We start from the raw sequence: 20,294 nt of genomic DNA, 5'->3' as shown, positions 1-20,294 counted from the left end.
GTTACCCCCCTGACAGGGCGGCGCGGACCGGCGAGCCGTGCCCCATGTCGCCCTCTTGTACGTCCTCGTGCTGGTCGACGAGCCAGGCCCCGCCCTGCTGGACCAGGCGCAGCGCGCGGCGAGTGGTGGTGGCGTCCTTGTCGGGCCACTTCACGGTGTAGGTGACGAGCACGCCGTACCCGGCCGGGTGGTCCTCGACCGCCGAGACCTCGACGACGTCCGAGGCCGAGACGGGGCCGGTGTCGGCACGGTCCGGCCCGGTGGGCGTGCGGGACGCGACGGGTTCGGGTGTCGAGCCGTCGGCGTACGTCGGCGGGGAGAACGACGGTGAGGGGCTCGACTCGCTGGGGTCGGGCGTGGGCTCGTCCACGGTGAGCCGGTCGGCGCATTCCTCGACCGTGCCGCCGCGCAGCCGCGAGGAGCTGAGGCCGCAAGCGGCCTTCCAGTCCTCGCGGTTGGCGGCCTCCTGGTAGCGCTTGGCCACCTTCACGAGCGTGTCGTCCTGGGGGGCCTCCTGCCCGCCGGCACTCGGGTTGCTGTCCTTTCCGCCGTCGCCGTCCGAGGAGCATCCGGCAAGGGCGAGGATGCCGGCGGCCAGTACGGCGGCCGTCGTCTTGCGCGTCATGCGTCCACCTTTTCCATGCTCACGGGGTCGTCGTCTGCGGACTGGTCGGCCGCCTTGGGCGAGGTGTCGAGGAGCTTCAAAAGCTCGTCGCTCGGTACGTCCCACTGGACGGTGGCGCAGGAGAACCGGCGGTCACGGATCACGCAATGGCCGTGCCGAATCTCGCCGTCGGGCAGGAGGCCCACGGACTGGATCAGGGCGCGGCTGTGGGCGTCCTTGGGCAGGCTGAGGAGCTCGGCCAAGGCGTTCTGTTGCTCGCGGGTGGTGAGCTGGAAACCCGCCACGGTGGTGAGCTGTTCGAGGACGCCGACCATGGAGACGAGCGACTCGGGGTCCTGCGTGTCCAGGAGGAGCGACGTCGCCAGGGCGCGGCCCACTCGGGCGATGTACTGCAAGAAGGACGAGCCTTCTCGCGTCGCCGTGAGGACGTGAACCTCCGGGACCGCCACCACCTTGCGCAGGCCGCGCAGGTCTCGACGGCCTGCGGTGGTGACACCGAACGCCAACATCGAGTGCATGAGGGCGACACTCAGGCGCTTCATGGGAGTCCAGTCCCGGCGGCCCTCCTCGGGCTGCGGCAGGGACAGACCCGGCATCTGCACGACGAAGATCCCCGGTTCGGGGTTGATGGGTGCCCCGGCGCCGGTCGGGCGGCCCATGAACGGCGCACCCAAGGCGTTCTGCGCGAGTTCGTAGAGAGCCTCGCCCGCCTTGCGGCCGAGCTCGTCGTCCATGTTCCGCAGGTACTCGATCACCTTCCAGGTGGCGGGCTCGCCCTGGGCGATGACCTCGTTCACCGCGCGGGTGATGGGTGTTTCGGCCCCGGCCTCGCGCAGCCATTCGGGGATGGCAACGGAGAGTTGGGCGGGCACTTCACCGCGGGCGACGTCGACGCCCTCGGACGCCAGGAGCGTGAACAGGTCGACGGCCCCGGCGAACTTGGGGCCGGTCTCGATGAGGTGAGCGTTCAGGCCGTAGCGGCGGGCCGCGGTGACCAGGCCGCCAAGGTCGCCCTTGAAGTCGAGCGCGAGGGCGTAGGAGCCGCGGAACCCGGCGTCGAGGAGCGAGAGCATCATCGCCGTCGTCTTGCCTCGTCCGGACCGGCCGACGAACGCCGTCGTCGTCGCGTCTCCCCTGTCGCTTCCCGCGGTCACATCGTTACGGAAGACACCGGGTGTGCTGCCGGTGAGGTATCCGACGATGGGGCCGCGGTCGTCGCCGACCTTGGCGCCGCCCCACCACCAGGAGCCGGACAGGGCCGTCACGTCGCGGGTGTGGCCGAGGTCGGGCACGCGCAGTTGGTCGCCCGGCTGCATTTCGAGCCAGAGCTCGCGTTGCTCCTCCTCGCCGACCGTGACCTCGATCCCGAAGCCGCCATAGTGCGTGATCACCGCGTCGATGCGGGCCCGGAGGTCTTCGAGGGACGTCTCGCTCGTCACGACGAGTCGGGGGTGATCCTCGACGAGGGTCACGTCCTCACGCCGCATGTCGCGGGTGAGCTCGGCCATGACGTCCTCGGTCTCCTCGATGTCCCGGCCGGGGTCCTCGGCCGATGCCTTCGAGGCGCTGCGGCGCTGTTCCTTGGCCAACCTGCGGGCCTCGTCCACCTTCTTGAGGGCGTCCCGCTTGGGCATCACGCGGAACCGGACGGACGCCTCGGGGCTGACGGGCTGGATGAGCGCGGCCGGGTCGAGGTCGGGGTCGAGGCCGTCCTCGTCCACGTCCGGCACGTAGTTGATCTCGGAGAGGACGCGCAGCCACTCGCCGTTTCCCGGGCTCTCCATCTGCTCGGGGAACCCGCTCATCGTCAGCACCGACACCCAGGCCGTCACGTCGCCGTGTGCGTCGACCACCCGCAGGTGGTCGGGGTGGGGCAGGATGCGCCCGCGTGTCAGGGCGGCGAGCTTGGCGCCCGCGATGACGCCGGCACGCGGGGCGGGGAGGGGCGTTCCGCGGTGCTGCTCGCGGCTGATCATCCATGCGAGCATCTCGACGGATGCCGGCTGCGCCTTCCACGGGGAGGATTCCAGCCGTCGACCGAGGCGGCGCATCTGGGCATCGAGGCGCGCGAGTTCACGGGAACCCACGGTCGAGGAGTTGAGGCCGAGGCCGCCCTCGACGCCTCGGCGGCCGAGCTTCTGCGCCTGCCCGGCGCGCTCGGTGAGGCGGACGCCGAGGAGGAGGTGACGCGAGGGCAGGGCGATCTGTTCGAGGCGGCCAATGCGGATCTGTGCCCACTCCTGCCAGTCCCCGGCGGTGAACATCTCGGCGGCCTCGGCGGCGTAGTCCTCGGCGTGCAGTGGGGACCACAACACCCGTAGGTGGCAGTCGTGCCCGGCGAGGGTGCGCGCGAGGGCCGAGTTCGCGGCGTCGAGCTCGCCGTCCCTCGCCGTCTCGGACATGAGGTCGGTGTTCGAGGAGGCGAGGACGTACCAGGCTTCCGTGTGGCTGTCAGTGATGACGAGGCCGTCGGCCAGGGCGACGTACTGCGGCGGCATCGCCGAGCGGTCACCGCCCACCCCGAGGAACGTCCCGACCTTCTGTAGAACCTTCACGACGTGTTCCCCCTGTACTGCTGCATTGCCTTGCGGCCGTACGCCTTGCCGACGGCGTCAGGGCCGTACAGGCGAGGGCGTGCGGCGAGTCGGACCGGGGCGCCGGCACCGGACGGGACGGACTCCTCGGCGCCGAGCCAGCGCTCGACGAGCGGCCCGAGCGGCGACTCGGCGAGGATCTCGGCCTTACCGGCCCACCGGGCGCGGCGGCTGATCCACTCGCTTCGGTTGGCGGCGCGACGCCCGGCGCTGATGATCGGCCGGTGACCGAGGACGAGGTACCGAATCCCGATGCTCCACCGGGTGATGTTCCATCGGCGCTCGACTATCCGTGATCGCTGCGTGCCGTAGACAACGGTGATCAGCGGGGGCAGGAAGTAGAGCGTAAAAGTGATCTTGGAGGGGAGGCCGAACAGGAGCAACAGAGCGCCGGTCCACAGCCCGTAGAGCACGAGCCCCAGGACGAGGGCGCGACGCGGCGCCCCCTCCCCGAGGTCCATCCCGAGCAACTCGTGTTGCTTGGTCTCAAGGTCAAAATGCCTGGTGTACGTGTGCCCTACGCGCATCAGGCAGACCCCGAGACCTTGCCCCACACACCCGTAAGGAACCCCTGTACGGCGTCGGGGGCCCAGATGATCGCGCCGACGAACACGGCGGCCACCCCGAGGGTGACCATCTCGCCCCACTCCTTTTTCAGGAAGTGTCCGAGGGCCCTCACCGCGAGGAACGCGGCGAACAGGTTCCCCACCACAACCAAGATCCAGTCTTTGAGCTCCGCCCCGGTGGTGAGTGGCGCGGCGAGCTCGACGAGGCGGTGCACAGGTTCCACGGGTTCCCCCTTGTACGTGAATGGGCAGGCTAGCCAGGAGTTATGACGGATGCTCATGATTTATGAGCTGGGGACATGACGGGTCAGGCCGACCCGCCGCGGACGTCGTCCACCTGCCAACGGTGGGCGTCCGACGTCGACACCCGCGTGATGGTCACGCGGTAGACCTGCTCGACCGAGGCCCCGCCGAGGGACCAGGAGACGCGGGCGGTACCGGTCCGACTGTCGCCGCTTCCGGCGTCCGCGGACCAAGTAACGAGCCCCTTGTACTCGACCCCGGCCGGGAGTGCCGGCACGCTCGCGCCCGGCGCCGTGACGGAGTCGGTGTCACCCCCGGCGTATGCCGCAAAGAACTTGTCGACGGCGCTCTCGGTCTGCGCGCTCAGTTCGGCGTCGGTCTCTGTCGTGGGCGTGTCCGGCGCCTTGGGTCCGTGCTTGGGGATGCCGACGAGGCCGGGCCGTCCCGTGACGACGATCTGCCCGCCGGACTCGGCAACCGGCACGTCGAGGCCGACCCATCGGGCCGCCTCCTGGGCCGGGGCCGTCGCCTTCTTCTTGTCCTTGGCGGGTTCGGCCTCGGCCACGGGCCGGATGAGGACCTCAACGTGTACGCGCGCCTGGGCGTTCTTGGTCTTGGTCACGGCGCCCGGCTGGACGGCTAGGACGTCTTGGCGGCCGTGCCCGTCCCATCCCATGGTGGTGTCGGCGTCCGGGGGCAGGACGGACGCGAGGAGCTGCTCGCGCTCCTCGACCTTGCTCTCGTCCCACCCGAGGTAGGCGCGGGCGAACCGCGCGGCGACGGCCTGCGCCGCCTCCTCGGGGTAGGCCGCCTCGGTCTTCACGGTGGCCGCTTTGGGTGCCGGCGCCTTCGGCGGGATGAACCAGGCGCGCACTCCCGTGATGGCGGCGAGGACGACCACGAACCAGACCAGGCCGCGGCCGAGACGCTTCAAGAACACGGCGCCCGACCGTTCGTCCTGCGGCGTCCACGGGGTGCCCGAGGAGGTTCTCGACGGCGCGGGCCGGGTGCCGTTCGCGGCCTTGCCGGTGGCGGTCTGCTGTCGCAGCTCGGCGCCCGCGGACTCCCACGGGTTCACTGGCCGGTGCGGCGCCGCCTCGCTCTGCCGGGGGACACCGGCCGTCGGTTTCTCGCCGGTCCCGTCCTTACCGGTTGGCTCCGGCAGGCCCATGACCTTCCGGGCGATGGTTCCAAGCGACACCACTCCCCGTAACCTCCCCCGCAACTCAGCCCACTTGGGCATATGTGGCCACTCGATGATCGACCATATGCCGGGTTGGATCACAGCGTCAAAGAAGTTGGTAACCGTCCCCGTCAGGTTGTGGCTGGGCTGTGACACAGGCGCCCACGGAGGTGATCAAGGGCGCTAGAGTGCCGCCCCAACACGGCCAACGAGACGGGGGGCAAGACGGGTGCGCATACGCCGTGAGCGGCTGCGACACCTGCGCAGAAAGCGCGGGATGACGCAAAGTCAATTGGCCGCCGCTTTGGGTTGTTCACGGGCTGCGGTGTCGACTTGGGAAACAACGGGTCGACTCCCCCGCCCCGAGCGCCTGCAACTCCTTGCGAATGTCCTCGGCGTGCCGGTTTCCGAGTTGATCGAGGACGGCGAATCGCTTTCGCTGGTTTCTCTTCGCCTTACCGCCGGGTTGCTCGCACAGGACGTTGCCCGCGTACTCAAGGTGTCGAAATCGACGTACTGTCATGTCGAGCGCGGTCGACAGAAAGTCCCGCCGCGCTGGTTCCCGATCCTGTCTAGAACCTTTGGAGTACCGGCGGACTTGTTCGTCTCATTAAGAGAGGCGCCACCCGCTACGAACGCGGACGGGGGCGCCGAGTGACCACTCGGCGCCCCCGTCCGCTTTTCCTTTTAGACCCCCTGGGGAGCCTCGTAATAGGTTGTCCACTCTTCCGCGCAGCGCCTTTGAATGGCGTCGATTGCGGTTCCTGCACCGGCATACAGAATCACGCCGTGTGGGTCGGGATCGGTTCGCAGAGAAACCATTTTGAAAAGGTTGTCCGCGTGCTTGGCCGTATCGGCGATTAGTTCGTTCGCCCTCGCGTTGCCGACGGGCGGGATAGGCCAACGCATGTGCCATCCGCTACCGACGAGAACGGGGGCAATGTCCGCGTACTCGTCGGCCGAGTATGCACGGATACGACCGTGAACCAAATCGACCGAGAGGAACGCGGCCCTCCCTTCTTTCAGGTCGGCACCTTCCTCGGCGAGATATTCCCGGAAGATCCCTTTTACCTGGGCCGGATCAAGCACTCGGGGCCTCCTCGGTTTCCTTGTCCGCCTCGGTGCTCTTTCGCGGCGGCGGCGCGGTGTTGTTCTTGTCCTGCCACGCCTGCCATTCCGCAAGCCAGGCCGTGAGCTCCTCCTCGCTGTAAAAGGAGGTCTGCCCGTCGGTGATGCCTTCCGGGGCCTTGATGCCGCGCTTTTCACCGCGCTTGAAATACGTTCGGATGGTGCTCGGCTTGTGGGGGATGATGCCGCGCTCAAACGCCTGGGCGAGGCTGTACGTCTCGACGACGGCCTCGGCCTGGTCCTCGGCCTCGGCCGGGACGAGCTCGGGGCCAGCACCTGTCGTGCCGCCTGTCGCGCCCCCTGTCGTGAGTACCGGTGTCGTCTGCTGTGAGCTGGGCGAACCCCCCGTGATCCCCCTCGCGGCCGTGGTGCCGACAGGGGGGAGGGCCGCGGGCCCGTACTTGCCACCGGGGAGGAACGCGGCCGTCGCGGCGGTCTCGTTGACCTCGTCGAGGACGTCGGGGGTAATCCACGGGGCCATGGCGCCGGCATCGAACCAGGCCGGGGCCTGCTGGCACATCGAAAGGAACTGTCCGACTTCCGGCGTGATGTAGCTCGGCTGAATCTCCCGGACGTACAGGTAATCGGCGTCGGGGTCTTTCCGCTGGTCCGAGTAGGCGCCACGGCCCTTTACGTCGGTGTCGTACCCGAGAACGGGTGTGCTCTGCCCGAATGCCACGCCCCACGAAACGCGGTCCTGCTGTCCGACTGCAATCTTCGTGCCGATCTGGGCGCGCTCCATCGTGCCACCGAAAAATGCGTTGGCGAATTGCTGCGTTCCGACGACGACGCGGTGATTCGACGAGCGCCCTTGCAGGAGGATGATCGAGAGCCAGTCAAGGAAGGGGGGCGTTCCCTTTCCCTTGAGGCCGTAGCGCCACCACGTATATGCGAGCTTGATCAAGGTCGGCAATTCGTCGACAACAAGCGTGCGGGGTACGAGCTGGGCCCGAAGTGCCGGATCGGCACCCTTTTGCATTGCCGCTTCGGCCGCCATCATCGACGTGAGGAATTCCGCGAACGCGGCGATGCACTCGCGTACCGTCTTGTGAATGCGGACGCCCGAATATCCTTCGGCCTCGGCGAGGCTGTTCCGTTTCGTGTCGAGAATGTCGATCAGTTCGCCATTCATGCGGCCGTGCACGACGGGGATGTAAAGCACCGTCGATTTACCCGAACCGGTGGCACCGGCCACACCCCAATGCGGCGTAGCGGACTGCGTCTGAATGACGGCGTCGACAATCGAATCCCCCTCGATTGCGAGGCCGACGAACACGCGGCGCGGGTCTCCCGTCGACTTCCACGGGACGTATTCGGGGAGGACGGGTTTCGGTGTGGGCTTCGGCGCGGGTGTCCACTGGACGTAATGCTCCTTGCCGGTTCGCTCCCATTGGGGCACCCATTCACCGGGAACCCGCTCCTCGATGATGCGCTCTATTGCCCCGACGGCCTCGGGCCCGCCGATCCAACTCGCCGGAATACGCAGCACGATTCGAGCACCGTCCGCGCGGACGTCATCAGGGACAGAGAGCCAACGCGCCCGCGGTTCCGTGTCCTCCATTCGGAGGATCTGACGCACTGCAACCCAGACGCCGGGCCCGTAGATTTGTCCATCTGTCCACAGGGGACGGATGCGCCACCACCCCAGTGCGGCCGGACTGGTGAGGGCTGCAACAAACGCGGTCAACGCGATGGCGTAAAGGGCGAGTTCGGTCTCGGCGGGGAATCGCCACCACCCCCAGGCGAGCGGGATCGGGGCGAGGCGGGCCGCCGAGCGGGCGGCGTACGGCCACCGGGACCAGGCGCGCAGAACGCGCCAGATGCCCGCGAGGGCGCCGCCGAGGAGGCGCACCGGGGCGGTGGCGGCGCGGGCGGCACGGCGGGCCTTGGACGGCTTGTCGAACGAGACGGCGGCCGGGGTGCCGGGGCGTGCGCCGAGCTGCTCGACGGGCGTCTCGGTGGCCCTGTCGTCGGGCAGGGGTGCGCCTGCCTTCCACCACGTCGCCTCGCTGCGGGCCTCGCCGGTGAGCTCGCGGCCGATCAGGTAACGGCCGATGCCGGCGGCGGCGTTGCCGAAGAACTGTTCAATGCTCCGGTTGAACTTCTCCCGGTCCCCCGGGGTGCCTTGGTTGGCGAGCACCGCAACGACGATCATCCCGGCCAACAAGCCACCCCCGCCGAGGCCGAACGCGCCGCCGGGTAGTCCGTCGACGAGGTCCCTCGGGTTCGGTAGAGCTCCCACGTCTCCCCCTTTCTGTCCCGCACGCCCGGCGGGGCGTGCCCTGTGATCCTCGCGCACGGCCGCGCCGGGGCGCCGTCGGGTTTCACCGGGCACAACGCGCGCCCGGCCCCTGGGGAGCCGGGCGCAGGGAAGGGCGGGTTCGTCAGGACGTCGGCAGGGCGTCGAGGGCGAGCTCCCACGGGTAGGCGTGCACGTCCCCGTGCCGGGGCTTGTGCGGGACGAACCCGGGGGCGTCACCGTCGCCCAGGAGGAGCGTCACCCCGGCCGCGCGCAACTCGGCAACGCTGCGGGCGGCGGCCGGGTGGCGGCCCTGGGCATCGTTCCAATGAGGCAACGCCACGATGGGCAGGCCGAGGCCGATCCCTTCCGTGATCAGGCCGAGGGCGAGCGTGTCCGAGATCCCGGCGGCCCACTTGTTCAGGCTGTTACTCGTCAGGGGGGCGACGAGGAGGGCGTCCGGGTCGGGGAACGCGTCGGCCTGTGAGGGGAGCTTGTACTCGTGGCGGACCACCCGGCCGGTGAGCTCGCGCAGTTCGTCGAGGTTCCCCTCGGGGTCCTCGGCGGCCCACCGGTAGGCGCTGGGGGTGAGGACGAGGCAGACGTCCCACCCCCGGGCCTGGGCGCCGCGGATAGGGACGGTGAGGTGCCGGGCGGGCGGCGCGGCACATGAGATCAGGTACAGGGTGCGTTGTGTCACCCGGGCAGTCCACAGCGCGAGGCGAGCGCCTGCAAGCGGCCTTCCGCGGAACCGGCCCCCAGGAGGCGCAAGTCCTCGACGAGTTGGCGCGTGCGCGGCCGGCACCGGACCTCTTCCTCGGCCTCGCGCTCGGCGTCGAGGAGGGTATCGACGGCCTTGGTGCGCTGCCCGGCCTGAGTGAGTCCGCGGGCCAGGTCGGTGAGGAGGTGGGCGCGGCGCTCCTTGGGCAGGGCGGCGCGGGCGGGGTTCGGAATGTCCGCGGCGACGGCGACGGCGTCCGCGCCTTCGGAGAGCTGGACGTGAGCGGCCACGCGATACAACCGGGCGTTGGTCGGCCCGAACGCGGTCCACACGGCGTTTCCGTCGGCGCCGAGCTCCTCGGCGTGCTCGTCGGCCTGGTCCAGGAGGCCGGGCACGTTGCGGGCCGCGGTCGAGGCGCGGCGGTCGTCCGAGGCGCCGATGGTGGCCTCGGCCAAGGCGGCTTTGAGGTAGAGCATCCCGAGGACGGACAGGCCGTCGGCGCCCCGGGTGCGAAGGTCAGGTTCGAGGCGGGCGGCGACGGCGAGTGCGAACGCGGCGGCGGCCTCGGCCTGTCCCTGGGCCGTCATGGCGTCGGTGAGGTGCCGGGCGGCCGAGGCCATGATGACCGGGTCTTGCGACCGCTCGGCCGCAGCCACGGCGCGGTGGCCACTGACGAGGGCTAAGTCGTGGTCCCCGTACTTGATGCCGGCGGCCTCGGTGAGTTCGAGCGTGAGGGACAGGAGCCGGAAGGCGCCGAGGCGGTCGTCGCCCTGGTGGCGGGCGGCGGCCCGGTTGGTGTCGATGAGGAGCTCGGGGACCAGGCGGCCGAGACTGGCAAAGTGCCCGGACTGGAACGCGGTGCGGGCATGGACGAGGCGGCCGTGAAGGGTGTCGAGCGGAAGCGGGGCGGCCGGATCGTCGTCGGCGGTCCCGGTCAGTACGTCGTGCCGTTGCAGTGCGGCCCGGATGGCGTCGAGCTCGACACCGTCAATGCACTGACGGCGGGGGCCGTCGGTGAGGAGCGTCGCCAACGGCACGTTGAGGACGGCGGCGGCGCGTTCGAGGACGGAGAGGCGGGGGTCCGTCTGCCGCTTGCCGCCTTCGAGATCCTGCACCCATCGGCGGGACTGGCCCATAAGGGCCCCGAAGTCGGATTGCGTGATGCGGCGGCGCTCTCGCCAGTAGGCGACGCGGCGGCCGATTCCCTGTGTCTCCATGGCACTTCTCCGGGCCGGGGAACAAGGCACGCACAGTGCGTGCCTACTTCCTGTTGTACGCCCCTTACGGTCCGGATATGGCCACTCCTGAGAACAACCCCCGTAGGTGGGCCGACTTCCTCAACCCTGATGACGAGACGCTCGACCGGCTGCGACATGCCGGCCGCGGTGCTACGTCCCTCGTCGCCGTCGGCGCACCGTGGGACACCGTCGGTGGCCGGTGGGAAGCCCTCGCCATTGCCCCTCTTGAGCGCGGCCTCGCGGCGCTCGACGTCCTCGACCTACCCCTCGACGGTGGACACCCGGTGTTCGCGGACCACGCGCGGAACGAGCTCATCGTCCTGGTGCCCGCAGGGTCCGCGGTCGAGGGCCCGCAGGGCGTACGCGCCCTCACGCCCGGGACGTACCTCGTCGTCCCGCACGGGCCGTCGGGCGGGTTCGTAGCCGCTTGGCTCAGCCGCCCAACGCTCGGTTGCGCGCGGTACGTTGACCCTGCCCGGCTGTGCGAGGCGGTCCTCGTCGCCGAGGCCCGGCGCGTGGAACACGCTCGCGCCTGTTGACCCCGTGCGCGGCTCCTCCCCCCGTGGGAGCTGCGCACGGCCCCCGCAGACCCCCGGAGCCTCGCGCCTTGGCTCCGGGGGCCTGTCGGTTCGGTGGCACCTTGGCGCCGTACCCTGGTCCGCGGCGGCCCCCCGGTGATTCACCCTCCGGGGGGCCGCTTCTCTGCCCCCAACGGCCCGTATGCGCATCCCTCATGTTCTGTGAGCTGGGGACATACGGGCCTGCGGAACAAGGCACGCACTGTGCGTGCTCACCCCGGGCCCGGCGGCCCGTACCGTCCGGACATGGCGCATTCAACGAACGGAACACCCCGCCCGGACCGCGGCCCCGCCGCGCATCTGCCGGCCACCCGCCGCCCCGTCGAGGACGGCGTCGAGCTCCTGCACCCGGACCGTACGCCCCCCTTCGCGCACGATCTCGTGCGCTCCCTCGACGAGGCCAGTCAAGCCGTCGGTGCACTCGACCGACTCGACCCGTCAAGCGACGTCACCGTGAGCGCGCTCACCGCCCTGGTGTGCACGGGCACGACCGCGGCGGACGCCCTACAGGCCGCCGCCGACATCGCCCGGAAGTCGCCCGGCCTCGAACCGCACGGCCTGAGTCTCGCCCGGGTTCCGGGGCCCGTGGTGGACATGTGGGAGTACCAACTCACCATGACGGTGAGCTCGCGCGACCCTCAGACCGGCGAGGACGGCGCACCCGTCCACCACGGCGAGCGGCTGAGGTGACACGGTGACGAGGGGGACGTACCGGTTCCGGCAGTACGGCGTCACGCCGGATGAGCTCGCAGAACCGGTGTTTCAGGCGGTGTGCGTGTCCGGCGAGGAGGCCGATTGCGGCGCGGACTCCAAGGACCAGGAGGACGAGGCGGCGCTCACCCGTTGGATGGCTGAGCACACCCGCGACACCGGACACGAACGGTTCCGGGTGGCCCCGTGGTCGTACGTCATGGTGAGGGCGGGCGCATGGAAGTGATGACCGGCGGCGAGCGGCTGCTCGACGAGCTGCGAATACCTGACAGGCGACGGCTCGAACTGTGGGAGCGCGCCGAGCGGCTGCGGATCGGGGTCGATTACGCGCGGGCCGTTCGGGCGGCCTTGGTCGACGAACGGGCCCAACGTGCGAGCGGGGGCCCCGCGTAGGGCCCACTCCCCCACTGACACACGGAAGCGCCCGACCCCCTCACCGGGGCCGGGCGCTTCCGTGTGCGGCCTGCTAGCTCAACTCGTGCGGGTGACATAGGACGTTGGCGATCCAGAAGGCATTGACCTTCACAGTCCACCGGCCTTGCGTGAGCTTGCCGGGCGGGACCTCGTCCACGATCACACCCGTCTTTCCGGCCGCGCGGGGGTCGTCTTCACAGGTGAGGATCTGTACCTCGTCACCGGCCTGGTACATGGGGGCGCTCCTTTGAGTGAGGCGGGTTGGCGGGTTGAGGGCGGTCGGTCTATCGGGCGACGACCGGCCGGTGAATGTCCCGGTGCTCGACGCGGACGCGCAGCTCGTTGCCGTACTGCATGGCCAGGTGATTGACCATGGCGGCCGAGCGGTGCCGGCCGCCCGCGCACCCGACGGCGACGCGGACCGTTCCGGCCGAGGGTCCGGAGCGGAAGGCGGCGACGACGGCAAGGACGGCGCGGGCGAGCTCGGGGACACCCGCGGTGCCGAACACGGCGCGCGTGACGAGTTCGTGCTCGGCGGTGAGCTCGCGCAGTTCGGGGCTGACGTGGGGGTCTCGGAAGTGGCGCCGCATGTCGATGACGAGGTCAGCCTCGGGGGCGTCGCCGTGCAGGTAGCCGAAGCTGACGAGCTCGATCTCGGCCGGTTCGGCGTGCTGGGCCTCGGCGGTGGTGGTCATGGTGGACGTTCCTCCCTGGGATACGAACGGCCGGGGCGGGAGTCCCGCCCCGGCCGGGGTGTCGTGCGGTCAGAACTTCTTGACGCTGCCGTTACCGGCCGTGGCGCGAACGTCGAGGTCGTCACGGCCACGGACGCCGTAGAGCTTGACCGTGCCGTTGCCCGCCTTGATGTCGATGCGGCCGGTGGCCCTGGCGCCGACGGTGAAGTTGACCGAGCCGTTCCCGGCGCGGACGCGGGCGACGTTGCCAATGTGGTTGTCGACCTTGACCGAGCCGTTGCTCGCGTCCGCGTCGATCCACTCGGTGACGGTGCCGACCTTGATCGACCCGTTGCCCGCCTCGGCCTCGATGCGGCCGACGGTCTCGGCCTTGATGCTGCCGTTGCTGGACTCGGCCCGGATGGCGGCGACGGTGCCGTACGTGTGAAGGCTGCCGTTCTCGCCGCTGTACTGGACACCGGAACCGGCGGGCAGGGTGACATGTACCTCGACACCGCGCGTGAAGCCCTGCGCGCCGCCCCCGATGACCTGTCCGTTGACCACGGTCACGTTGCCGCTGTACTGCACGCCGTTGACGTAGGTCACGCCGCCGCCGAACGACTGGAAGCTGACGCCCCCGAAGTTCGCGCCGTTCTGCTTGACCTTGGGGACGACGACGACCAGGCGTTCGGCGTTCTGCTGGATGCGGGCGCCCCGGGCAGCGTCGGCGGCCGGGGAGTCCGGGCCGTCCTGGGTGAAGACGCGGACGCGGGCGACGGTCGCGGCGGGGTCGACGGTGACGGTAACCGTGCCGTCGGGGCAGGTGACGTCGGCGAGGACGGGGCCGGTGGCCGCGGCGGTGAACGTCTGCTCGGGGGTCATGTCGCGGGCGACGATCTCGTTCATGGGGTTCCTTCCCTCGGTGTGGTGCGGTGGGTCAACCATGACACGACTTGCATCACGACTACAAGTCCAACTGTGAGTTGACTTGAAAGTGCGGTTCGTTCGAGGATGCCGGGCGGCGGTGTCGCCGCCCGGCGGGCGAGCGGGCCGAGTCAGTCGCGGACGGCGAGGTACGCGGCGAACCCCTCGACGAGGTGGTGTGTCGCCTGGTCAAGCAGGTACGCGCCGCCGAGCGGGCCGCCGAGCTCGTAGAACGCGCCCTTACCGGTGGCCTCGGCCGCCTTGCGGACCGGCCAACGGCGATCGATCACGTAATGCGTCGCGCCGGACAGGGCGAGGGCGGCGGCCATGCTGCGGGGGCGCAGGCCGAGGCCGAGGACGCGGTTCCCGACGAGGAGTGCGGCGGCCTGCGTGGCGGTGTACGAGGCGACGTGTCCCGCGAGGGCCTTGTGCCCCTCGGCGCCGGGCTTGGCCTTGTGCTGCGCCTGGTGGTCGCTCTGTACCCAGTGGTCGGCGACGTCGGCGGCGACGCGCAGGAGGGCGTATACGGCGGGGAAGGCGGCGGCGCGGTTGGCGGTCATGTCGAGTGGTTCCTCTCGGTTCGATGCGGGCCGGGGGCCTCGGGCGAGACCCCCGGGGGGTGCCGGCGGGTCAGCTGTGGGTGCAGTCGTGGGCGCGCGGGTCGGCGAGGTGGGTCTCGAACGCGGCGGCGTCGAACGGCGTCCATTCCCGGGCCGTGATCTGGCGTCCGCAGTCCTCGCAGGACCAGGAGCGCGGGCCGTGGACGCGGCCGTACGCCCGTCGGTAGGCGCGCTCGGTGGCGTTGACGAGGACGTTGTCGACGGCCGACAGGGCGAGGACGGCGACGAGCGCGAGGTACGCGACGCGGGCGAACCCGTCGGCGTTGAGCTGCGGCTCGACGGCCCACGCGGCGGCGACGGCGGCGAGCGCCGGGACGGCCGTGCGGACGAGGCCGAGGGCCAGGAGGCGGAGGCGGGCGGTCCCGAGCGGGATCGTGTGGACGACGTTGTTTCGGGTCTCGGTCTTCATTGCGGTGGTTCCTCTCTGGGGTCGGGCCGGGCCCCGGTGATTCACCCAGCGGGGCCCGGCACTGCGGTGTGCGGTGCGGTCAGTCGCGGGTGCCGGCCTCCCACCGGTCGAAGCCGCGTTCACGGACGTGGGCCCACTCCTGCCGGGCGCCGATGAGCTGCTCGGCCCACTCCATGGCGGCCTCGATGTCCGCGTTCGAGTCGTCCGGCCGGAAGGTCTCGTGACAGTCGCTCAGGTACTCGCCGGACTCCTTGTCGCCCTTGAGCTCCCAGCCGGGAACGTCCACGTCGACCCAGCCGGGTTCGAGCGTGAAGCGCGGGAACGGGCGGAAGGCGGGGGCCGGGGCCGGGGCCGTCGTGACGAGCTCCCGGAGGCTGGTCACGCGGGCGGCAGGGCGGCCGGTCCCGGCGGACCGGTGGACCCGCAGGGCGGCGCCCTCGGGGGCCGTCGGCAGGGCGTACACCCGGCCGCCGTCGAGGATGGCGAGGAGGCGGGCGCCGTGGCGTTCGCACCCGTCGGCCCCGGCGTTGGAGGAGTCGAGCACGGTCACGGCCGGGGCGCCGTCGCAGGGGGTCGGGTCGGTGGGGAGGGCGGCGCCGCACCGGCCGGTGATCGGGCCGAGCTGCTCGGCGTCGATGGACCCGCCCGAGCGGCCGAGGAGCTCGACGTCCGCGGCGGCCTTGCCGTTGTGGCGGCGGTAGACCGACTGAACGACTCCGTACGCGGTCTCTCCGTTGTGGGGGTTGGTCCACTCGACGGCCGCGCCGGGCCGCATGTGCTCGCCGTGCTCGGCGGCGATCTCGTCCTCGGTCTTGCGCAGCTCGGCGGCGAGGCGGGCCTCGTAGGCGGTCCGTCGGGCGGCGCGCTCCTCGTCAGCGGCGGCCTCGGTGGCGGTGACGGCGGCCGGGGGGCGGGGGCCGGTCTGCTCGGCGCAGTCCTCGCAGTGCGGGGCCTCGTCGCCCCACGGGCGCAGGCCGTGGCCGATGGAGGGCCAGGGGCGGGCGCCGTGGCGGGCGAGGAGGTCGAGGAGCTCGGCGGCGCCGCGGCTGCGGGTGGCGCGGGTGTTGGGGTGCTCCTCGGACTCCTCGACGAGGTCCGCCAGGAGCGCGGCGACGTCGGCGAGGTGGCCTAGGAGCCAACGCGGGGCGAGGGGGCGACCGCTGGTGACGTGCTGCCAGACCTGCCGGTACGGGGCGCTGTCGGCGTCGGCGTGGGTCTCGGCGAGCTCGGCCTCGTAGGCGGCGCGGAAGCGCTCGGGGAGCGGGAGGAGGACCTCCTCCTCGGCGGCCGGGATCTCCTCGACGGCCGGGGCCTCGACGCCGAGGGCCTCGTACCCGGCCGGGGTGAGGGTCCAGACGGTGACGTCGTACTCGACGTGCTCGGTACCCACGGCGCGGGTGTTCGTGCCGATCTTGACGGCCTCGACCAGGCCGAGCGAGTGGAGCCGGTTCTCGGTGTTGCCGTGGATCTTGAGGAAACCGGTCTCGCCGCGCAGCCACGCGACGACCCCACGGGGGTTGTCGAGGATCAGGCGGAGGGCCTTGGTCTGGGCGTCGGTGATCTTCAAGGGTGTGTCTCCTTCGGTGTGGTGCGGCGGGTCAACCATGGCACAACTTGCATCACGACTACAAGTCCAACTGTGAGTTGACTTGAAAGTATCGTCCGGTGTTCGAGCGCGTCCTCGACCCGGCGCACGCCCCGGACATGACGGCGCCCTCGGGGGCCGATTCACCCGGCCCCCGAGGGCGCTCGATTCCTGCCGTCAGTCCTCGGACCCGCCGCCGTCGGCGGCGCGCATCTTGCGTTCGTGCCGGCGCTCGCCGTACGCCCCCGCCTCGCGGATGCCGTCGCGGGCGACGCCGATCCCCTCGCGGCCGAGGCTCGATGCCGACTCGACGGCCGAGGCCCCGGCGGCTGCGATCTGCCCGGCGGCGCCCGCTGCCTGTCCGGCGGCGCCTGCCACGGCGGCGAGGGCGCCGAACGCGGCCGTCATCGCGCCGCCCGTGGCCCGACCGGCAGGCTTGGCGGGCCCGGCCTGGGCGGTCTTCCCGTTCTTGGCGTCGGCGGCGGCGGCGGCACGGGCGGCGGTCGAGTTGGCGGCGGCGCTGACGGTGGCGAGGATGCCCTCGACCTTGGTCCCGTCCGTGAGGGTCAGGCGGAAGCGGCCGGGCTTGCCCCGGGCGAGGATGCCGAGGTTCGCGGCGGTGAGCTGCTCGACGGGAAAGAAGCACTGCGCGCGGCGTCCGCCGTCCTCGCCCTTGTGCTTCTGGCCGCACGTCGCCGTGACGGTCTTCCCGTTCGCCATGAGGGTGAGCTCGCGCGGGGTGTCGCGTTCGCCGCGGCCGGGGCACCGCAGGGTGTCGGTTCCGATCTTGAGAGGTCCGCGGACCTTGATCGCGGTCATGGGCGGGGTCTCCTTACTTCTTTGCGATGGCGGTTGCGGTGGCGGTTGCGGTGGCCTTGGCGAACAGGCCCCGGGCGGTGGCGGTGCTGGTGGCCTCGGCGGTGACGCTCCCCCCGCCGGCACGGCGCTTGACGACGACGACGAACAGGCCCAGGACGAGGGCGAGGACGAACGCGAACTTCGCCAAGAGGACGAGCGAGGCGACGAGGGCGGCGAGGCCCTCGGCGAACAGGCCGAGGGCGTAGGCGCCGAGGACCGAGGAGCCGGACAGGGAGAGAGCCAGGAGCGCCGTCGTCTTGGCCCAGGCGGGGACGGGCGCGGACGGGAGGGCCTCGGGGGCGGCGGCCGGGCCGGTGGGCTCGATCCTGGAGACCAGGAGCCACACCCGGGCGCCGTTGGGGGTGACGGCCTCGACGGCGCCCGGGATGGGCACCGGGGACAGGTACGGGAGGGTCGTCGCCAGTGCGGCCGTCTCGACGGGCTCGGGGCGGTAGAGGACCGGCTCGGCGGGGGCGGTGCGGGCGGTGACGTCCATCGGGTCTCGACTCCTTGTGCGTGGGATTTCGGGGTGTCGGGGCGGTGTCCTGGGGGGTGGCTTTGCCCCTGTTTGTGCAGGTCTCGGCGGTGTCTAGGGGGGTGTCGGGCCCCTGGGCGGGGTGTCCGCTGGGGACACCCCGGCCGGGGGGCCGACACGTCCGGGACACGTCCCCACCTGCGGTTTTGCGGCGGGGACACGTTCCCGGACACGTCGGTTCGTCCCGTTATGCACCGAGTACGAGCGTCAGGTCCGTGCGGCGGAATCCGCGGCCCTCGGTGCCCGCGAGGGTGGTCACCTTGACGCGGTCGAGGGTGCGGCCCGATCCGTCGAGGGCCTCCTCGATCTCGCGGCCGAGGCGGGCGCCGACGCGGCTCGACCATGCCTTGTCGCTCTCGCCGTCGCGCTGGCCCCAGTCGGCCGCCGGGTCCTGCTCGTGCAGGAGTCGGGCAATGTCGGTGCTGCCGAGCTCCTCAACCCCGGCCGCCTCGAACGCGGCCCGCATCTGGGCGAGGATGCCGGACACCGTCAGGAGGCCCGACGCGGCGTAGCCGGTGAGGGTGCCGGCCTCGATCCGCAGGGCCCGGCCTCGGGCACAGATGACCTCGAACTCCTGCGGGGTGATCAGGTCGACTTGGAGCTTCTCGGAACCGGCCTCCTCGGCGAGGATGCCGACGCCGATCCGGCCCAGTCCGGCGGCGGTGTGCCCGCGCTTGGCCTGTCCGTCGCCGAGGATCATGTCGGACGACGTGTCGTCCACGGTGTGCACGCTGTACCGCTTGAGGATGACGTCGCGGAAGTCGGTCGGCACGCTCTTGGCGCTCGGGCGCTGCGCGGCGGCCACGATGATGAGGCCGCAGGCCCGGCCGCGCCGGATGAGGCGGGCGAGCTTCTCGACGAGGGCGGCGAATTCCTTCAACCCGTCCTTGCGGGCGAGGACCACGCCGAACGCCTCTTGAATCTCGTCGATCAGGAACATGAGGACGGGCATCCCGTGTGCCTGGGCCATGGCGGGCGTCAGGCGCATGTCGGGGCGCTCGGCCTTGGGCATCCGCCGGATTTTGGCAAAGCGGGTGTCCATTTCCTCGATCAGCTCGTCGACGAGGTCAATGAACTCGTCGACGCTCGCGGGGTCGGCGCCGATGATCACGCGGTGCGCGATGTTTTCGAGCTCCTCCCAGTCCGCGCCGCCCTTGAAGTCGGCGAGGAGCATCCGGCACTGAGGGTCGAGGGCGCCCGCGGCGGCCGGCACCCGCATTGCCGAGGTCTTGCCGTAACCCTGGGCGCCGCCGAACAGCATCGAGGACCACAGGAGTTGGAGGGTCTTCCGCAAGCCCTTGCGGTTCGAGCCGAAGGGGACGCCGTCCCAGATGGACCAGCGGTCGGCGTTGACCAGTGGGGACACGGGCGCGTCACCGGAGAACGGCACCGTCGCCGACACCCAGAGAACGACGTCGGCCGGGGTCTCGCCCTGCGTCAGGTCGATGCGTTCCAGCGACAGGCCCAGGGCCCCGGCGAACTGCTCGGCCTTGCTCTTGAGGGCCTTGCAAATGACGTTGGCCGGGAGCTTGAACTCAAGCGTCGTGTTGCCGAGCTCGTCGCGGGTGGCAAGGCCCACGGGCTTGATCGTCTGCTCGGCCGTCAGGAGCTTGATCTCGCGCAGGGCGTTGGTGATCCGCTCGTCAGTCACCGGGCCGTCGTGGTCGGCGCCCGCGGTGCTGTCGAGGAACGCGAACGTCCCATCGGGCGCCCGGCGGGCGAGCTCGCGGTGTCCGAGGACGTACAGGAGGCCGAAGAACGGGATCAGGGCCGGGGCGGCGAGGACCAGGCCCCAGGTCTCCCCCAGGGCGATGACGGCCGCGGCGTAGGAGGTGCAGCCGGTCAGGGCGTAGACCGTGACCGGCTCGCGCCGCCGGGCCTTGGCCTCCTTGCGCCGGTCGGCCCGCAGGTCGGCGATGTGCTCGGCACCGGCCTTGGCGCGGCGGACCTTGTCGGCGAGCTCGCCGTACTCGGTGGCGAACAGGTACGACCAGGCGTCCCGGACGCCGACGCGGGCGCCGATGGCGCTCGTCTTGATGAACCGCCACAGGTAGACGGGGCTGCGGACGGCGTGGAAGGCGGCCGAGTTGAGCCACACCGCGCGGCGCTGCCGCCACACGCCCGGGTCGAGGAACGTCTCGGGGATGATCGGGCGCAGGCCGAGGGATACGCGCTCGTCCTCGTCGAGCTCCTCCTCGTCGAGCTGCTCGAAGGTGCCGGCCTCGGCCGGGGCCCCCTCGACCTTGTCCAGCCGCACCGTGCCGGTGAACAGGTCGGCGACGCCGTTCTCGGTCTGCTGTGCGGCGGTCCGGGAGAGCTCGCCGAGACGGCGGAGGGTCTCGGGGTCCTGGTAGACGGTGAGGTCGACGAGCTGTGCCTCGCGCTCGCCGTGCTCGGTCTCGGTGGTGCTCATGCGGGTGGTTCCTTCCTCAAGTACGGGGGCCGTCGG

23 protein-coding genes are annotated in these 20,294 nt (G+C 71.0%); 5 read left to right on the top strand and 18 right to left on the bottom strand.

Features of this window, described 5'->3' with window-relative positions; translation table 11 throughout:
- Position 1: 1 nt before the first annotated feature.
- The 5 genes from ACZ56U_RS39290 to ACZ56U_RS39270 form a co-directional block, all read right to left on the bottom strand.
- On the bottom strand, positions 2-625 hold the full coding sequence (locus tag ACZ56U_RS39290) for a hypothetical protein (RefSeq protein WP_469088739.1): 624 nt from the start codon (positions 623-625) through the stop codon (positions 2-4).
- Positions 622-3,180 (bottom strand): ATP-binding protein, encoded by a 2,559-nt coding sequence (locus ACZ56U_RS39285; RefSeq protein ID WP_469088738.1) that lies wholly within the window; start codon positions 3,178-3,180, stop codon positions 622-624. The genes ACZ56U_RS39290 and ACZ56U_RS39285 overlap by 4 nt, the downstream gene beginning before the upstream one ends.
- On the bottom strand, positions 3,177-3,680 hold the full coding sequence (locus ACZ56U_RS39280) for a hypothetical protein (protein ID WP_469088737.1): 504 nt from the start codon (positions 3,678-3,680) through the stop codon (positions 3,177-3,179). Before ACZ56U_RS39280 ends, ACZ56U_RS39285 begins: the two co-directional genes overlap by 4 nt.
- 65 nt (positions 3,681-3,745) lie before the next feature.
- Positions 3,746-4,009 (bottom strand): hypothetical protein, encoded by a 264-nt coding sequence (locus tag ACZ56U_RS39275; RefSeq protein WP_469088736.1) that lies wholly within the window; start codon positions 4,007-4,009, stop codon positions 3,746-3,748.
- Between the two features lie 83 nt (positions 4,010-4,092).
- Entirely contained in the window at positions 4,093-5,229 is a 1,137-nt protein-coding gene (locus tag ACZ56U_RS39270; protein ID WP_469088735.1) for a conjugal transfer protein, read from the bottom strand.
- A 211-nt stretch (positions 5,230-5,440) separates the two neighbouring features.
- Between ACZ56U_RS39270 and ACZ56U_RS39265 the strand changes: the two genes are divergently transcribed.
- On the top strand, positions 5,441-5,869 hold the full coding sequence (locus ACZ56U_RS39265; protein WP_469088734.1) for a helix-turn-helix domain-containing protein: 429 nt from the start codon (positions 5,441-5,443) through the stop codon (positions 5,867-5,869).
- Positions 5,870-5,898: 29 nt separating this feature from the next.
- Here ACZ56U_RS39265 and ACZ56U_RS39260 read toward each other — a convergent pair whose 3' ends face one another.
- From ACZ56U_RS39260 to ACZ56U_RS39245, 4 genes are all read right to left on the bottom strand, one after another.
- A complete protein-coding gene (locus tag ACZ56U_RS39260; RefSeq protein ID WP_469088733.1) occupies positions 5,899-6,300 on the bottom strand; it encodes a hypothetical protein in 402 nt (133 codons plus the stop codon).
- The gene (locus ACZ56U_RS39255; RefSeq protein ID WP_469088732.1) at positions 6,293-8,581 is read right to left on the bottom strand and encodes a type IV secretory system conjugative DNA transfer family protein; all 2,289 of its coding nucleotides are present in this window, start codon (positions 8,579-8,581) and stop codon (positions 6,293-6,295) included. Before ACZ56U_RS39255 ends, ACZ56U_RS39260 begins: the two co-directional genes overlap by 8 nt.
- 142 nt (positions 8,582-8,723) lie before the next feature.
- Positions 8,724-9,278, bottom strand: coding sequence for a flavoprotein (locus ACZ56U_RS39250; RefSeq protein WP_469088731.1), 555 nt, complete (start codon positions 9,276-9,278; stop codon positions 8,724-8,726).
- Entirely contained in the window at positions 9,275-10,516 is a 1,242-nt protein-coding gene (locus tag ACZ56U_RS39245; protein ID WP_469088730.1) for a helix-turn-helix domain-containing protein, read from the bottom strand. Before ACZ56U_RS39245 ends, ACZ56U_RS39250 begins: the two co-directional genes overlap by 4 nt.
- Before the next feature lie 77 nt (positions 10,517-10,593).
- On the opposite strand from ACZ56U_RS39245, the gene ACZ56U_RS39240 reads away from it, so the two are divergent.
- The 4 genes from ACZ56U_RS39240 (at position 10,594) to ACZ56U_RS39225 (ending at position 12,219) form a co-directional block, all read left to right on the top strand.
- The gene (locus ACZ56U_RS39240; RefSeq protein ID WP_469088729.1) at positions 10,594-11,076 is read left to right on the top strand and encodes a hypothetical protein; all 483 of its coding nucleotides are present in this window, start codon (positions 10,594-10,596) and stop codon (positions 11,074-11,076) included.
- 285 nt (positions 11,077-11,361) lie between these two features.
- Complete coding sequence (locus tag ACZ56U_RS39235; RefSeq protein ID WP_469088728.1) at positions 11,362-11,805, top strand: hypothetical protein; 444 nt, start codon at positions 11,362-11,364, stop codon at positions 11,803-11,805.
- Positions 11,806-11,809: 4 nt separating this feature from the next.
- The gene (locus tag ACZ56U_RS39230; RefSeq protein ID WP_469088727.1) at positions 11,810-12,052 is read left to right on the top strand and encodes a DUF7848 domain-containing protein; all 243 of its coding nucleotides are present in this window, start codon (positions 11,810-11,812) and stop codon (positions 12,050-12,052) included.
- On the top strand, positions 12,043-12,219 hold the full coding sequence (locus ACZ56U_RS39225) for a hypothetical protein (protein ID WP_469088726.1): 177 nt from the start codon (positions 12,043-12,045) through the stop codon (positions 12,217-12,219). The genes ACZ56U_RS39230 and ACZ56U_RS39225 overlap by 10 nt, the downstream gene beginning before the upstream one ends.
- Positions 12,220-12,292: 73 nt before the next feature.
- Here the strand turns inward: ACZ56U_RS39225 and ACZ56U_RS39220 are convergent, their stop codons facing one another.
- The 9 genes from ACZ56U_RS39220 to ACZ56U_RS39180 all read right to left on the bottom strand — a co-directional run bounded on the left by ACZ56U_RS39220 (position 12,293) and on the right by ACZ56U_RS39180 (position 20,258).
- Positions 12,293-12,475, bottom strand: a complete 183-nt coding sequence (locus tag ACZ56U_RS39220) for a hypothetical protein (RefSeq protein WP_469088725.1) — start codon at positions 12,473-12,475, stop codon at positions 12,293-12,295.
- A gap of 49 nt (positions 12,476-12,524) precedes the next feature.
- On the bottom strand, positions 12,525-12,935 hold the full coding sequence (locus ACZ56U_RS39215) for a RapZ C-terminal domain-containing protein (RefSeq protein ID WP_469088724.1): 411 nt from the start codon (positions 12,933-12,935) through the stop codon (positions 12,525-12,527).
- A 69-nt stretch (positions 12,936-13,004) separates the two neighbouring features.
- On the bottom strand, positions 13,005-13,820 hold the full coding sequence (locus tag ACZ56U_RS39210) for a DUF4097 family beta strand repeat-containing protein (RefSeq protein ID WP_469088723.1): 816 nt from the start codon (positions 13,818-13,820) through the stop codon (positions 13,005-13,007).
- Positions 13,821-13,969: 149 nt separating this feature from the next.
- Positions 13,970-14,398, bottom strand: a complete 429-nt coding sequence (locus tag ACZ56U_RS39205; RefSeq protein WP_469088722.1) for a transcriptional regulator — start codon at positions 14,396-14,398, stop codon at positions 13,970-13,972.
- Between the two features lie 70 nt (positions 14,399-14,468).
- The gene (locus tag ACZ56U_RS39200; protein ID WP_469088721.1) at positions 14,469-14,867 is read right to left on the bottom strand and encodes a hypothetical protein; all 399 of its coding nucleotides are present in this window, start codon (positions 14,865-14,867) and stop codon (positions 14,469-14,471) included.
- A gap of 79 nt (positions 14,868-14,946) precedes the next feature.
- Complete coding sequence (locus ACZ56U_RS39195; protein WP_469088720.1) at positions 14,947-16,434, bottom strand: hypothetical protein; 1,488 nt, start codon at positions 16,432-16,434, stop codon at positions 14,947-14,949.
- Positions 16,435-16,629: 195 nt separating this feature from the next.
- Positions 16,630-17,271, bottom strand: coding sequence for a hypothetical protein (locus tag ACZ56U_RS39190; RefSeq protein WP_469088719.1), 642 nt, complete (start codon positions 17,269-17,271; stop codon positions 16,630-16,632).
- A gap of 13 nt (positions 17,272-17,284) precedes the next feature.
- Entirely contained in the window at positions 17,285-17,806 is a 522-nt protein-coding gene (locus ACZ56U_RS39185; RefSeq protein ID WP_469088718.1) for a hypothetical protein, read from the bottom strand.
- 226 nt (positions 17,807-18,032) lie between these two features.
- A complete protein-coding gene (locus ACZ56U_RS39180) occupies positions 18,033-20,258 on the bottom strand; it encodes a P-loop NTPase family protein (RefSeq protein ID WP_469088717.1) in 2,226 nt (741 codons plus the stop codon).
- Positions 20,259-20,294: the final 36 nt, after the last annotated feature.

It is taken from the genome of Streptomyces sp. NPDC034103, from assembly GCF_055575395.1.
The sequence above is the reverse complement of the archived record's forward strand: the minus strand, read 5'-3'. Positions and strand labels throughout refer to the sequence as shown.